Below are 14,625 nucleotides of genomic sequence, written 5' to 3'. Positions count from 1 at the left end.
TCGTGCCATGACAGACAGCGCACGTGAATTGGATCTCGTCGTCTACGGGGCCACCGGCTTCGTCGGCAAACTTCTCGCCGACTATCTCGCACAGCACGCCCCGGACGGCGTGCGGATCGCGCTCGCGGGGCGCACAGCCGCCAAGCTCGAAGCGGTGCGGTCCGCACTCGGACCGCGGGCGGCGCAGTGGCCCCTCATCGTCGCGAACTCCGACGACGCCGCTTCGCTCGCAGCCCTCGCGGGACGCACCCGCGTGGTCGCGACGACGGTCGGCCCCTATGCCAAGTACGGACACGCCCTCGCAGCGGCCTGCGCCGAGGCGGGCACCGACTACGTCGACCTCACCGGTGAGGTGCTGTTCGCCCGCGAGAGCATCGACGCCAACCACGACCGGGCCCGCGAGACCGGCGCCCGGATCGTCCACTCCTGCGGGTTCGACTCCATTCCGTCCGACCTCGGGGTGCACGTCCTACACGAGAAGGTCCGGGAGGACGGCGCCGGCGAACTCACCGACACCACCCTGGTGGTCACGTCCGTGCGCGGCGGCGTCAGCGGCGGCACGATCGATTCGCTGCGCACGCAGGTGGACGTGTCGAAGAAGAATCCGGCGTCGCGGCATCTCGCGGCTTCGCCGTACTCGCTGAGCCCCGACCGCTCGAAGGAACCGGACCTCGGCAAGCAGTCCGACATGAGCGTGGTCAACGGCGAGGACATCGCACCCGGCCTGAAGGGGTGGAAGGCGCCCTTCTTCATGGGGCCCTACAACACCCGGGTCGTGCGGCGCAGCAACGCGCTCCGCGACTGGGCCTACGGTCGGGAATTCAAGTACCGCGAGGTCATGAACGTCGGAAGCTCCCCGATCACACCGGTGATCGCGGGTGCGGTGGCGGCCGGCCTCGGCGGAATGATCGTCGGAATGGCCCTCCCGCCCACCCGGTACATCCTCGACCGCGTTCTGCCCTCACCAGGCGACGGCCCCAGCGAAGAGGCGCAACGCAAGGGTCACTTCACCATCGACGTGTACACGACCACCACCACGGGCGCGCGCTACACGTCGCGAGTGAAGGCGAAGGGCGATCCCGGATACCGCGCCACCGCGGTGATGCTCGGCGAATCCGCGCTGAGCCTCGTCCTCGGCGGCGATGCGCTGCCGGATTCGGCCGGCGTCCTCACCCCCGCGACGGCACTCGGCGACGTCCTGGTGACACGTCTGCGCGACGCGGGCTTCGAGATCTCTGCGCGAAAACTGTGAGCGGTTGGGCGCGTGTGAAGATGACACGCGCCCACCCCTCCCGCTACTGTCGAACCTTGTGCGCGGACGGCCGCGCACGCGACGAGAGATGTGGGAGTTCGAGTGAACGGCACGAGCGCGCAGGCAGGCCCCGCGGCCTCGCTCGCCCTCATGCCCTTCTGGCCCTCCCGCCGAGGCCATGCCTTCGACCAGGGATGTTGCTGACCAGCCTGCTCGCTGGTCTTTGCTGCCCTGACGGTTCGCTCTCTCGGTCGGAGTCTCGATGTTCAAGCTCTTGATTTTCACGCTGGTCGGCGTGGGTGCCCAGTTGGTCGACGGCGCTCTCGGCATGGCCTTCGGCGTGACTGCGACCACCCTGCTCGTGTTCAGCGGCGTCGGACCGGCACACGCCAGCGCAGCAGTGCATTTCGCCGAGGTCGGTACGACGCTCGCCTCCGGTGCGTCGCATTGGCGGTTCCGCAACATCGACTGGGCCCTCGTCCTGCGCCTGGGCGTCCCCGGCGCCATCGGCGCGTTCCTCGGTGCGACGGTGCTGTCCCAGTTGTCGACGGCCGCCGCCGTCCCCGTGACGTCGACGATCCTGCTGGCGATCGGTGTCTACGTGCTGCTCCGCTTCTCGATCCGCCCTCCCGCCGTCAACGACGCCCGGACGTCGCCGCACACGGCGAAGTTCCTGTCACCGCTCGGACTGTTCGGTGGATTCATCGACGCGAGCGGCGGCGGCGGCTGGGGGCCGATCACCACCAGCACGCTGCTCTCGCGCGGCAAGACCGCACCGCGCACCGTCATCGGTTCGGTCAGCGCGTCGGAGTTCCTGGTGTCCGCCGCGGCCAGCATCGGGTTCATCTTCGGTCTCGGCAGCGACTTCTTCGACAACATCCCGATCATCGCGGGGCTGGCTCTCGGCGGCATCATCGCCGCACCGCTCGCCGCCTGGCTCGTCAGCCGGGTGCCCGCGACCCTTCTGGGAACCGGTGTCGGCGGCATCATCATCATCACCAACGCGCAGAAGCTGTTCAAGACGTTCGACGTGACCGGTGTCGCTGCGACCCTCGGGTACCTCGCTCTCGTCGCGGTGTGGGCCGGACTGCTCGTCGTCGCCTGGCGTCGGTCGCGTCTCAGCGCTGCCGAGGCCGCAGGCGATCTGCACCGGATCGACGCCGAGAACGACACACCGATCGAGTCGGAAGCCCCGTCGCTCGAGCCGTCCACCGGTGAGAAGGCCTGACCTCACCTCCCGCCCTCACCGTGGGAGCGAGCCCTCACGACATCCGCCACACCGCATCCTTACCAGCGGGTAACATTGGGTGCGGTTCATGGCACCCCTGCGGTGCTCCGAGAGCGGAACAGTGAGGCATTTCATGACTGAGCGTGTTGAGGTCGGCGGTCTGCAGGTCGCGAAGGTGCTCTACGACTTCGTGAACGAGGAGGCACTGCCCGGGACCGGGGTGTCGGTGGACGGGTTCTGGTCGGGTGCGGCCAAGGTGATCGGGGATCTGGCGCCGAAGAACCAGGCGCTGCTCGCCACCCGCGACGACCTGCAGGCCCGGATCGACGCCTGGCACCGGGACCGGGCCGGCACCGCGATCGACCCGGCCGAGTACACGGCGTTCCTCACCGAGATCGGGTACCTGGTGCCCGAACCGGCCCCGTTCGCGGTGTCCACGGCGAACGTGGACACCGAGATCACCGCCACCGCCGGCCCGCAGCTGGTGGTCCCGGTCCTCAACGCCCGCTTCGCGCTGAACGCCTCCAACGCCCGCTGGGGGTCGCTGTACGACGCCCTGTACGGCACCAACGCCATCCCCGACGACGGCGGCGCGGAGGCGGGCGACACCTACAACAAGGTCCGCGGCGACAGGGTCATCGCCTGGGCCCGGCAGTTCCTCGACACCGCCGCCCCCCTCACCACCGGCTCGCACGCCGACGCCGCCCGCTACACCGTCGACGGCACCACCCTGCGGGTGCAGCTCGCCGACGGCACCATCACCGGCCTCGCCGAGCCGGGCAAGTTCGTCGGCTACCTCGGCACCCCCGACGCCCCGACCGGTGTGCTGCTGCGCAATCACGGATTGCACGCGGAAATCCAGATCGACCCCACCTCCCCGATCGGCCGAACGGACGCGGCCGGGGTCAAGGATGTGGTGCTCGAGTCCGCGGTCACCACCATCATGGACTTCGAGGACTCCGTCGCCGCCGTCGACGCCGACGACAAGGTGATCGGCTACCGCAACTGGCTCGGGCTGAACCGCGGCGACCTGGCCGAGGAGATGACCAAGGGCGGGACGGCGTTCACCCGCCGCCTCAACGGCGACCGCACCTACACCGCCCCGGACGGGTCCGAACTGACCCTGCACGGGCGGTCGCTGCTGTTCGTCCGCAACGTCGGCCATCTGATGACCACCCCGGCGATCCTGCACCCGGACGGCACCGAAATCCCCGAGGGCATCCTCGACGCCCTGATCACGTCCCTGTGCGCCGTCCACGGGCTCGGCACCTCCGAGGCGACCGGCCCGCTGGTCAACTCCCGCACCGGGTCGATCTACATCGTCAAACCCAAGCAGCACGGCCCCGACGAGGTCGCGTTCACCACCGAACTGTTCGGCCGCGTCGAGCAGGTGTTGGGCCTGCCCGGCAACACCCTCAAGGTCGGCATCATGGACGAGGAACGCCGCACCACCGTCAACCTCGCCGCCTGCATCCGGGAGGCGTCGGAGCGGGTGGTGTTCATCAACACCGGGTTCCTCGACCGCACCGGCGACGAGATCCACACCTCGATGGAGGCCGGGCCGATGATCCGCAAGGCCGAGATGAAGAAGCAGACCTGGATCACCGCCTACGAGGACTGGAACGTCGACGTCGGCCTGGCGTGCGGGTTGCAGGGGCGGGCGCAGATCGGCAAGGGCATGTGGGCGATGACCGAGCTGATGGCCGAGATGCTCGAGCAGAAGATCGGCCACCCCAAGGCCGGCGCGAACACCGCGTGGGTGCCGTCCCCGACCGGGGCCACCCTGCACGCCACCCACTACCACCAGGTCGACGTGGTCGCCGTCCAGAACCGGCTGACCGGCACCCGGCGGGCCACCCTCGACGAGATCCTCACCATCCCCCTCGCCCCGAACACCGACTGGTCCGAGGCCGAGAAGCAGGAAGAACTCGACAACAACTGCCAGTCCATCCTCGGGTACGTGGTCCGGTGGATCGACGCCGGCGTCGGCTGCTCCAAGGTCCCCGACATCCACGACGTCGCCCTGATGGAGGACCGCGCCACCCTCCGCATCTCCTCCCAGCTGCTGGCGAACTGGATCCGGCACGGCGTCGTCACCGCCGACCAGGTGGTGCAGTCGCTGCAACGGATGGCCCCGGTCGTGGACCGGCAGAACCAGAACGACCCCACCTACCGGCCGCTGGCCCCGGACTTCGACACCAACATCGCCTTCCAAGCCGCCAAGGAACTCATCCTCGACGGCACCCACCAGCCGTCCGGCTACACCGAACCGATCCTGCACCGCCGCCGCCGCGAATACAAAGCCGCCAACGCCTGACCGAAAGCCCCCCACGTGAGTGGCGAAGCGTGCCCCGGCACACTTCGCCACTCACGTGTCAGGCGAGGTGATCCTGCGCATCACTACACTGCGAGGGTCAACGTCAACTCGTCGGACAGGGGCTGGAAAGCACGTGGGGCAGCATCGCGGCGAATCGCGCGCCAGGGGTATCAGCAGAGGGCCTTTGATCGTGCTCGGTCTCGTCGTCGTGATCGTGCTGGGTGTGTTCGGCTGGTTCCAGTTGCGTGACCGGATCAACGATCAGGGAGTGGCAGCCGCGGGCGCCTGCGTCGAAGGCGAATCCGTGCTCGCGGTCGCGGCGGATCCCGACATCGCACCCCAGCTCCAGACTCTCGCCGACCATTTCACGGAGACGGCGCCGGTGATCCGCGATCAGTGCGTGTCGGTGACGGTCACTGCCGTCGCGTCCGACACCGTGCGCGACGCCTTGTCCGCGGGGCCGGACGGCCCTTGGGACGCAGCGGCACTCGGTCCCCGCCCCGCCCTGTGGATTCCGTCCAGTTCGCACTCCGTCAAGCAGGTTTCGGCAACCGGCGTCATCAGCGGCGAAGCCCGGCCCCTGGCGACCAGCCCCGTGGTGCTCGCCGTCCGGACGGCGTTCGCGAACGCACCGGGCACGACGGCCATCGACTGGAAGGATCTGCCGTCGCTGCAGACCGGCCGCGACTCCCTCGCGACGCTCGGCCTGCCGGGCTGGGGCAGCCTGGGCGTGCCGCTCCCCGTCGGCCCCGGCGCCGAGAGCACGGAGATGGCAGTCGAGGCGGTCGCGGCCGCGGTCACGGGAAGCAGCACGGGGCCGGTGACGGAGGAGCAGGCACGTTCCGTACCCGTCACGTCGGCGCTCACCGCTCTGGCGCTCGGCTACGAGGCGTCGTCGGGGACGAAACCCGCGACGACGCGGGAGGCACTCACCGCGCTGGCCGAGCAGGGCGATCCCGCCACCTCCGGCATCCACGCGGTCGCGGCCACCGAACAGCAGGTCTACCAGGCCCTGCGCGACGCACCCGGAGCCGACATCACCACCTCGATGCCGAAGGGTCCGACACCCGTGGCAGATCACCCGGCGGCCGTCCTGGCCGGCCCGTCCGTCGACGAGACGCAGAGCCGCGCCGCCGCGCAGTTCGCGGAGTTCGTCCGTCGGCCCGAACAGGCACAGGTCCTGGCCGACGCCGGGTTCCGAGTCGAAGGACTCGCCCGGCCCGACGACACCCCGTTGGCCTTTCCCGGTTTCGAATCCACCCTGGTTCCCGCGGATGCAGCCGCTGCGGCCGAGCTGATGCAGGTGATCCGGAATCCGATCACGCCACGCACCTCCACCGTCCTGCTCGACCTGTCCAGCTCGATGGGCGAGCGTGAGGGGACGGCGACGCGCCTGGCGAACACGACGGCAGCGCTCGCAGCCCACGTGGACCGTTCTCCGGACTCGTCGAATCTCGGGCTGTGGGAGTACAGCACCGCGCTCGACGGGTCCCGGCCGTATACGACCGTGGTCGCGACCGGTCCCCTCTCGGCGGGCGGTTTCACCGAGGGCACCCGCAGGCAGGCGCTCGACGCCCGGCTCGCCAAGGCGACACCCGCCACGGGGTCCTCGACCTACACGTCCCTCGAAGCTGCCTACACGAGCGCGGTCGACGGATACACGCCCGGCCGCACCAACTCGGTGCTGCTCGTCACCGACGGCGCCAACGACGACTCCGTGGCGCGCGCTGATCTGCTGTCCGCCATCGCCGCGGCCTCGAGCACGTCGAAGCCGGTGCGCATCGACGTGGTGACGATCGGCGAGAACTCCGACCTCAACACGTTGCAGGCGCTGGCCGATCGCACCGGCGGGTCGCTGGAGAAGGTCGCGTCCTCGGACGGAGCGGCATTGCCGACCGCGATCAGCAAGCTGCTGTCGTGACAAGGCTCCTGGTCTTCGCGGTCTTCCTCGCAGTCGTCACCTGGTGGCTCCACCGGCGACTCGTCCGGGCCACCGGACTCGGTCGCCCCTGGTCGGTGGTCGTCGACGTGACTCTCGTGGTCCTGTGGGTGCTCGCCGTCATCGGAGTCGGCAGCGGCGAAGCCTTCGACCCGGGATGGGCGCGTCCCCCCGGGTGGGTGGGCTGGGTGTGGCTCGGCGCGATGTTCTATCTGGTGCTCGGGCTTCTCCTGGTTGCGTTGATGTCGCTGCTGACGCGGCTGTTCGGCCGCCTGCGCGGCACCGCGAACGGCGAACGGGTCGACCTGTCGCGGCGGCGAAGCCTGCGCATCGCCACCACCGTCGTCGTGGTGGGTGCCGTCGCCGCCGCCGGCTACGGGGTGTCGGAGGCCGCGCGGCCGCGGATCGTGCGGGTTCGGGTGCCGCTGACACGTCTCCCCGCCGAGTTCGACGGTGTGCGGGTGGCGCTCGTGTCCGACCTCCACGTCGGCCCGGCGCGAGGAGTCGATTTCACCCGTCGCGTCGTCGACCTGGTGAACGCGGAGCAGCCGGATCTCGTCGCGATCGCGGGCGATCTGGTCGACGGGACCGTCGCGAAGGTATCGCCCGATCTGCAACCGCTCGCCGACCTCGAGGCCCCACTCGGGGTGTTCGGTGTCAGCGGCAACCACGAGTTCTACGCCGACGACGGTGGCCGGTGGCTGGACGTGTGGGACCGACTGGGCATCCGGACGCTGCGCAACGAGCGCGCGACGATCACCCGCGGCGGCGCCACCATCGACATCGCGGGCATCCACGACTATTCCTCGCCGGCCCCCTACGAACCCGATCTTCCCGCCGCGCTCGCCGGACACGATCCGTCGACGTTCGTCGTGCTGCTCGCGCACGAACCGCGGCAGGCACTGGAAGCGTCCGACCTCGGTGTCGACCTGCAACTGTCGGGGCACACGCACGGCGGGCAGATGTGGCCGCTGGGTTATCTGGTGCCGCTGCAGCAGCCGTCGGTGACGGGACTGGACCGCATCGGGAACACCGTCCTGTACACGACCCGCGGTGTGGGCACGTGGGGTCCGCCCGTGCGTGTGGGCGCCCCGCCGGAGATCACGATCCTCGAGCTGGTGCGCGAGGACTGAGCGAGCGATGCCCGCCCCGCGTGAGCGGGACGGGCATCGTCTGTGTCAGGCGCCTTCGAACGCGGAGATCGGCGGGCAGGAGCACACGAGGTTGCGGTCGCCGTGCGCACCGTCGATGCGCCGGACGGCCGGCCACACCTTCGGCCGTGCCTTGCCGCGGGGGAACACCGCCGTCTCACGGGTGTACGGGTGGTTCCATTCCGCTGCCAGGCAACCGGCCGTGTGCGGGGCACCGCGCAGCGGGTTGTCGTCCACCGGCCACTCCCCCGCGCCCACCCGGTCGATCTCGGCGCGGATCGCGATCATCGCCTCGCAGAACGCGTCGATCTCTTCGAGGTTCTCGCTCTCGGTGGGCTCCACCATCAGCGTGCCCGCCACCGGGAAGCTCATCGTCGGTGCGTGGAATCCGTAGTCGGCGAGGCGCTTTGCGACGTCGTCCACGGTCACACCGGTGTCCTTGGTGATCGGCCGGAGGTCGAGGATGCACTCGTGGGCGACCATTCCACCCTCGCCGGTGTAGAGGACGGGGAAGTACTCGTCCAGGCGGCGGGCGATGTAGTTGGCCGACGCGATCGCGGTCAGGCTTGCCCGGCGCAGTCCGACGGCGCCCATCATCCGGATGTACGCCCACGTGATCGGGAGGATCGACGCGCTGCCGTAGGGGGCCGCGGAGATCGGTCCGCCGGTGCCGAGTTCCGGTGCGAGCGGATGTCCGGGCAGGAACGGCGTCAGATGGGACCGCACACCGATCGGACCGACACCGGGGCCACCACCACCGTGCGGGATACAGAACGTCTTGTGCAGGTTGAGGTGGCTCACGTCGCCGCCGAACCGGCCGGGACGGGCCAGGCCGACCAGGGCGTTGAGGTTGGCGCCGTCGACGTACACCTGGCCGCCGGCGTCGTGGACGGCGGCGCAGATGTCGGCGATCTCGTGCTCGTACACACCGTGCGTGGACGGGTAGGTGATCATGATCGCCGCGAGGCGCTCGGCATGGTCGGCGATCTTCGCCCGCAGGTCGTCCAGGTCCACGTCACCGTTCGGGCGGCAGGCGACGACCTCGACGCGCATCCCGGCCATCACCGCGGATGCGGCGTTGGTGCCATGGGCGCTCGACGGGATGAGGCAGGTGTCGCGGTGGTCGTCTCCGCGGCCTAGGTGGTAGTTGCGGATCGCGAGCAGTCCCGCGTACTCGCCCTGGCTACCGGCATTCGGCTGCAGGCTGACCGCGTCGTAGCCGGTGACCGCCACGAGCCAGTTCTCGAGGTCCTTGATGATGCGGAGAATTCCCGGTGTGTCCCCGGTCGGAGCGAACGGGTGCAGCCCGGCGAACGCGGGCCAGGTGATCGCTTCCATCTCGGCGGTGGCATTGAGCTTCATCGTGCAGGAACCGAGCGGGATCATGCTGCGGTCGAGTGCGATGTCCTTGTCGGACAACGCCCGCAGGTAGCGCAGCATCGCCGTCTCGGTGCGGTACCGGGTGAAGGCCTCGTGCTGCAGGTAGTCGGATCCGCGGAGCTGCGCGTCGGGGACGGACGTGCCCGCTTCGTCGGTCACCGGGCCTTCGCCGCCGAACGCCGCCAGCACGTGCGTGACGTCGTCGGTGGTGGTGGCCTCGTCGCACGCGATGGCGACGTGATCGGCGTCGACGAGCCGCAGGTTGATGCCGGCGTCCTTCGCCTTCGCCACCACGTCCGCCGCCCGGCCGTCGACACGCACGAGAATCGTGTCGAAGAAGTGCTCGTGGACGACGACTGCCCCGGTCTTGCGGAGCGCCGCAGCCAGGGAGCGCGCCGTGTTCGCCACGCGCAGGGCGATCGCCTTCAGTCCTTCGGCACCGTGGTAGCTGGCGTACATGGCCGCCAGAATCGCCAGCAGCACCTGAGCGGTGCAGATGTTCGACGTCGCCTTCTCGCGGCGGATGTGCTGCTCGCGGGTCTGCAGCGCCAGTCGGTAGGCCTTGTCACCGTCGGCGTCGACGGAGACGCCCACCAGACGGCCGGGGAGTTGGCGTGCGTGCTTGGTGTGCACGGCGAGGTAGCCGGCGTGCGGGCCACCGAAGCCCATCGGGACACCGAACCGCTGCGTGGTGCCGAAGCAGGCGTCGGCCCCGATCTCGCCGGGCGGGGTGAGGAGAGTGAGCGCCAGCAGATCCGCCCCGACCGCGACCAGTGCGCCGCGCTCGTGGGCGGCGGCGATCACGTCGGTGTAGTCGACGATGCGACCGGACCCGCCGGGCATCTGCGCGAGGACACCGAAGAAGTCACCGTCCGGGAGGCCGGCGGACAGGTCGGCCACCACGATCTCGATGCCGAGCGGCTCGGCCCGGGTCTCGACGACGGCCAGCGTCTGCGGGAACAGGTCGGAGTCGACGACGAACCGCGGGGACTTGCTCTTGCTCGCCCGGCGCAGCAGCGTCATCGCCTCGGCGGCGGCGGTGGCCTCGTCGAGCATCGACGAGTTGGCGACCTCCATGCCGGTCAGGTCGGCGACCATCGTCTGGAAGTTGAGGAGGGCTTCGAGGCGGCCCTGGCTGATCTCGGGCTGGTACGGCGTGTAGGCCGTGTACCAGGCCGGGTTCTCGATGATGTTCCGGATCAGGACCGGCGGGGTGAGGGTGTCGTAGTAGCCGAGACCGATCATGGACGTCGCCACGGTGTTCTGCGCGGCGAGTGCGGACAGTTCGGCGAGCGCCTCGTGCTCGGATACCGGTGCGGGCAGTGCGTCGAGGCCGTCGGCGATGCCGCCCGTGACCCCGTCCAGGATGACGGCGGGGACGGCCTTCGACGCGAGGTCGTCGAGCGAATCGGCTCCGACCAGTTCGAGAATGTGCGCGAGTTCCGCAGCGTTCGGGCCGACATGACGATCGGCGAATGTACGGCTTCCAGCGTCGATCACGACAACTCCCAAGCAGTTCGGAGGATCAGGACACGCCCCGCGTAGCGGAACGTCCCTCCCCCTCTGTCGCCTGCTCGAGTCGAGCGCCTGAGAGATTCGGTACCGTCGTTCGCGTGTGAAGACGGCCCTTTCCCCGTGGGCGGGTGGGTGCTCCCACCGCTTTCCAGAGACGTCGGAGCCCGCACGGTCCTGTCTGCCTGAGAGATTGACGGGGAGGTGTTGCTCCTTCGGCGCCCGAACTCCCGCACACACGATGTTTCTGTGCTTGCAGTGCCCGGAACTCTCCCGCACGGCGTCGACGCACCGCCCAGTCTATGTCACGGCTGCAGATGGCGGCGCAGGCAGCGCCGCCGCCGACGGATACGGGCTAGCCTGTCTTGCGGCTCGCTCGGTTCTTGCGCCGCGACGCCAGTTCGTCCTCGGGGCTCTGCTCGCTCTCGCCGCCGTCGGCGCGCTCTGCCGGGAAATCGGCGATGGTGCCGGTCAGTTCGCGCATCGCACCGCTCACCGCGATACCGAAGACACCCTGCCCGCCCTGGAGCAGATCGACGACCTCTTCCGGGGACGTGCACTCGTAGACCGTGGTCCCGTCCGAGAAAAGTGTGATCTTGGCCAAGTCCCGCACTCCGCGCTTACGGAGGTGGTCGACGGCCACTCGGATGTTCTGCAGGGATATTCCGGTGTCGAGCAGTCGCTTGACGATTTTGAGGACGAGGATGTCTTTGAACGAGTACAGCCGTTGGCTGCCCGAGCCTGCTGCGCCACGAATGGACGGCACGACGAGGGATGTGCGAGCCCAGTAATCGAGCTGGCGGTAGGTGATTCCCGCGATCTGGCAGGCGATGGGGACGCGGTATCCGACGAGGTCGTCGGGCACGGAATCGTCCGGGAAGAGGCCCGGTTGGATCTCCTCGGAGCTGAATTCGGACTCGGCAACGTTGTCGCCGGGCGCAAGATTCAGCGCATTCTCCTGCGGCCGATCTCCCACTGACTACTCCCTCTCGCATGTTGCACTGAACCCGACGATCAGTGCGCCTGTGACGCGCGTCGCCAGTGTCCGCGGCACAGCCGCAGCACATCGGGCGGCGCAAGCGCCACCAGTGACATCGAGCTAGTCCGTACCCTGAACCTACTCAGCGTACGCCCGATACAATCTGCAGGGCAGAAAATCACTGCACCGAACGCTATGACTCCGAAGAGACCGGGTCAACGCAACGCGCCGGGAGAACGTCAACCGTTACCGCGCCCGAGGCTTTTCTGCAGGTGCACATCAGCCGTCAGTGGCCTTGAAATCGTCCGGCGACACGGACTCGAGGAATTCCTTGAACTTCTCGACCTCGTCCTCGCGCTCGTCGGGCATGACCAGACCGGCCTCCGTGAGCACCGCTTCCTCGGCGAAGATCGGAACCCCGATCCGGAGTGCGATGGCGATCGAGTCGGACGGGCGAGCCGAGACGCGGGTGTTCTGGTCGAATACGAGGTCGGCGTAGAACGTGCCCTCGCGGAGGTCGACGATGCGGACTTCCTTCAGGGTGCGGCCGAAGGCTTCGATCAGGTTCTTGATCAGGTCGTGGGTCAGTGGACGCGCCGGCTCGACGCCCTGCTGTTCGAGTGCGATAGCGGTGGCCTCGGTCTGGCCGATCCAGATGGGCAGGTACCGCTCGCCGTCGGTTTCCCGCAACAGCAGAACAGGTTGATTTTGGGGCTGCTCGACACGAACTCCGATCACGTGCATTTCGCTCATCGCGTCTGCCTCCACCCTGCAATGGTCCGTCCGCGGCACACAATGCCGTACCAGGATTCTATTCGATTCGTGTCTGCTCTTCGACCGTACAGCCGTTCGAGCGCAGCGTCGTTGGGAACTTCCGAGGTGGGACGGTCGGCGAACGCACGTCACCGATCGAGCGCACCCCGGACTGCCGACTTCACCAGGCAGGTGTGCAACGTGAGGGACAACGCGGCCAGTTCGCGCACCATCTCCTCGGCGCGATCACGTGCGCCGGCGTCACGGCCCTTGGCGACGGGCCCGGCGATCTGCGCGACCAACCCTGCCTCGCGGTCGGCCGCCAGCTTGAACGCCCTCAGGTGCCGGACCTCGAGTCCGAACTCGGACATCGCCCTCGCTGTGCGCGCCAGTGTCACCGCGTCCTCGTCGAAGAACCCCGCCGGTCCGGGAACGACCAGGCCCCCACGGGTCAGTTCGCCGAGGAACTTCTCGTCGATTCCCGCCCGGGAGATCAGGTCGTCGCGGCTGATCCGCACCTCACGGTCGGTGAGGAACTCCTCGGGAGACACCTCACCCGGGGCCACGGTGAGCGCGCGCGGCCGGCGCGGCGAAGAATCGCCTGCGCCGACCGTGGCCACACCTCTGTCGATGGCCTCGAGCTGCTCCTTGATGACCTTCAGCGGCAGATACTGATCGCGCTGCGCAGTGAGGACATAGCGCAGTCGTTCACAGTCGGCGATCGAGAATCGCCGATACCCCGAGGGAGTGCGCTGGGGGCTGATGAGACCCTCGGCTTCGAGGAATCGGATCTTCGAGATCGTCACATCAGGAAAATCGGGGCGGAGTCGATCCAGCACGGAGCCGATCGACATCCCCGATTGCGCCTGCTGCTGCCGCACCGCGGTCATTGGCTACCCGCACCAGCTGACGTCTCACCGATCTGCGAGCCACCGGCCGTGGTCCGGGGTCCGGTCAGGAAGACCAGCCGGAACTTGCCGATCTGGACCTCGTCACCGTTGGCCAGGACAGCCGAGTCGACCGGCTCGCGGTTGACGTAGGTGCCGTTGAGGCTGCCGACGTCGACCACCTGGAACTCGTCGTCCTCCTGGCGGAACTCCGCATGACGACGGCTGACGGTCACGTCGTCCAGGAAGATGTCGCTGTCGGGATGCCGTCCCGCGGACGTCGTCGGCTGGTCGAGCAGGAAGCGCGACCCTGCGTTCGGTCCACGCTTGACGACGAGCAGAGCAGAGCCCGCGGGCAGTCCCTCCACACCCGACACCGGAGCTTCCGGGGCCTGGGTTGCAGAGGAGTTGTCGAGCTCATTGAGAAAGTCCGCGCGGAAGACCGACGTGGTTTCCGCCGGCGTCTCCCCATAGACCGCGTCGTTGCCGTTCTCGCTCACCGTTTCTCCTCCTAGTTCGATCATCCAGCAAGATTCGCTGGACTACGCAATGCCACTCGGTACTACATAATTCGGTTCCCGTGCACATTAACTTCTGTGCAAACTCCCACGATCACATTCAAACTACGGACCTGCGCCCCGACACGGCACATGCGTTCAACATCGACCGTACCCTGCGCACGCCGGTGCGTGTAGTGAGACAGGCCGCCAGCACATTACGAACCGGTATTCCGACAGCGGATTTCTCCGGCAACCCGGTTTTCCGGGCTGTCGGCACCTTCCGAAACTATCCGATTACCGCTTCGCGTGTTCTCGGGAAATTATCCTGCCGTGATGTCTGCATAGCCGGCGGCGTCCAGCATTTCGGCCAGTGCCGAATCGAGGGTCGCCTCGTCGTCGACACCGAGGTCCACCAGCCACCCCTGCCCGTACGGCGCGGAGTTCACGAGTTCCGGGTTGCCGTCCAGATCGGCATTGGCGGCAACGACTTTCGCCGTCAGCGGGGCGAAGATGTCGGAGACGCTCTTGGTGGATTCCACCTCGCCGAACGATTCGCCCGCCGTCACGTCCTCGTCGACCGCCGGAAGCTGGACGAACACGACGTCGCCGAGCTGGGACTGCGCGAAATCGGTGATGCCGACGCGTACCGTCGTGGGCCCCGTCCGCTCGACCCACTCGTGTTCGGCGGTGTACCGACGATCGGCGGGGATTTCGAGCTCACTCACAG

11 protein-coding genes and 1 riboswitch are annotated in these 14,625 nt (G+C 68.3%); of the genes, 5 read left to right on the top strand and 6 right to left on the bottom strand.

All coding sequences use genetic code 11. The annotated features are described in order from the left end of the window. Nucleotides 1-7: 7 nt before the first annotated feature. The 5 genes from OYT95_RS34370 (at nt 8) to OYT95_RS34350 (ending at nt 7,869) form a co-directional block, all read left to right on the top strand. Nucleotides 8-1,252, top strand: coding sequence for a saccharopine dehydrogenase family protein (locus tag OYT95_RS34370; RefSeq protein WP_037229419.1), 1,245 nt, complete (start codon nt 8-10; stop codon nt 1,250-1,252). Nucleotides 1,253-1,514: 262 nt separating this feature from the next. Next, complete coding sequence (locus tag OYT95_RS34365) at nt 1,515-2,480, top strand: sulfite exporter TauE/SafE family protein (RefSeq protein ID WP_037229417.1); 966 nt, start codon at nt 1,515-1,517, stop codon at nt 2,478-2,480. Between the two features lie 133 nt (nt 2,481-2,613). Next, nucleotides 2,614-4,797: a malate synthase G gene (locus OYT95_RS34360; RefSeq protein WP_268790153.1), complete on the top strand. Its 2,184-nt coding sequence runs from the start codon at nt 2,614-2,616 to the stop codon at nt 4,795-4,797. A gap of 133 nt (nt 4,798-4,930) precedes the next feature. Then, nucleotides 4,931-6,718, top strand: coding sequence for a substrate-binding domain-containing protein (locus OYT95_RS34355; RefSeq protein WP_037229410.1), 1,788 nt, complete (start codon nt 4,931-4,933; stop codon nt 6,716-6,718). Continuing rightward, nucleotides 6,715-7,869: a metallophosphoesterase gene (locus OYT95_RS34350; protein ID WP_037229407.1), complete on the top strand. Its 1,155-nt coding sequence runs from the start codon at nt 6,715-6,717 to the stop codon at nt 7,867-7,869. Before OYT95_RS34355 ends, OYT95_RS34350 begins: the two co-directional genes overlap by 4 nt. A gap of 45 nt (nt 7,870-7,914) precedes the next feature. On the opposite strand, the gene gcvP is transcribed toward OYT95_RS34350, so the two are convergent. The 6 genes from gcvP to gcvH all read right to left on the bottom strand — a co-directional run bounded on the left by gcvP (nt 7,915) and on the right by gcvH (nt 14,623). Continuing rightward, a complete protein-coding gene (gcvP, locus tag OYT95_RS34345; protein WP_037229404.1) occupies nt 7,915-10,767 on the bottom strand; it encodes an aminomethyl-transferring glycine dehydrogenase in 2,853 nt (950 codons plus the stop codon). Between the two features lie 174 nt (nt 10,768-10,941). Further along, nucleotides 10,942-11,065, bottom strand: a riboswitch (glycine riboswitch). A gap of 69 nt (nt 11,066-11,134) precedes the next feature. Then, the gene (locus OYT95_RS34340) at nt 11,135-11,755 is read right to left on the bottom strand and encodes a MerR family transcriptional regulator (protein WP_037229402.1); all 621 of its coding nucleotides are present in this window, start codon (nt 11,753-11,755) and stop codon (nt 11,135-11,137) included. Nucleotides 11,756-12,037: 282 nt separating this feature from the next. Next, nucleotides 12,038-12,511 carry a bifunctional nuclease family protein gene (locus OYT95_RS34335; RefSeq protein WP_005264201.1) on the bottom strand — a complete coding sequence of 158 codons (474 nt, stop codon included), beginning with the start codon at nt 12,509-12,511 and terminating at the stop codon, nt 12,038-12,040. 149 nt (nt 12,512-12,660) lie between these two features. Next, nucleotides 12,661-13,401, bottom strand: a complete 741-nt coding sequence (gene ftsR / locus OYT95_RS34330) for a transcriptional regulator FtsR (protein WP_005243120.1) — start codon at nt 13,399-13,401, stop codon at nt 12,661-12,663. Next, nucleotides 13,398-13,922, bottom strand: a complete 525-nt coding sequence (gene odhI / locus OYT95_RS34325; protein WP_370183841.1) for an oxoglutarate dehydrogenase inhibitor Odhl — start codon at nt 13,920-13,922, stop codon at nt 13,398-13,400. The genes ftsR and odhI overlap by 4 nt, the downstream gene beginning before the upstream one ends. A 296-nt stretch (nt 13,923-14,218) precedes the next feature. Next, entirely contained in the window at nt 14,219-14,623 is a 405-nt protein-coding gene (gcvH, locus tag OYT95_RS34320) for a glycine cleavage system protein GcvH (RefSeq protein WP_037229400.1), read from the bottom strand. Nucleotides 14,624-14,625: the final 2 nt, after the last annotated feature.

Source organism: Rhodococcus sp. JS3073 (assembly GCF_026810085.1).
GTDB lineage: Bacteria > Actinomycetota > Actinomycetes > Mycobacteriales > Mycobacteriaceae > Rhodococcus_F > Rhodococcus_F wratislaviensis.
This window is presented reverse-complemented; position numbering and strand designations above follow the sequence as displayed.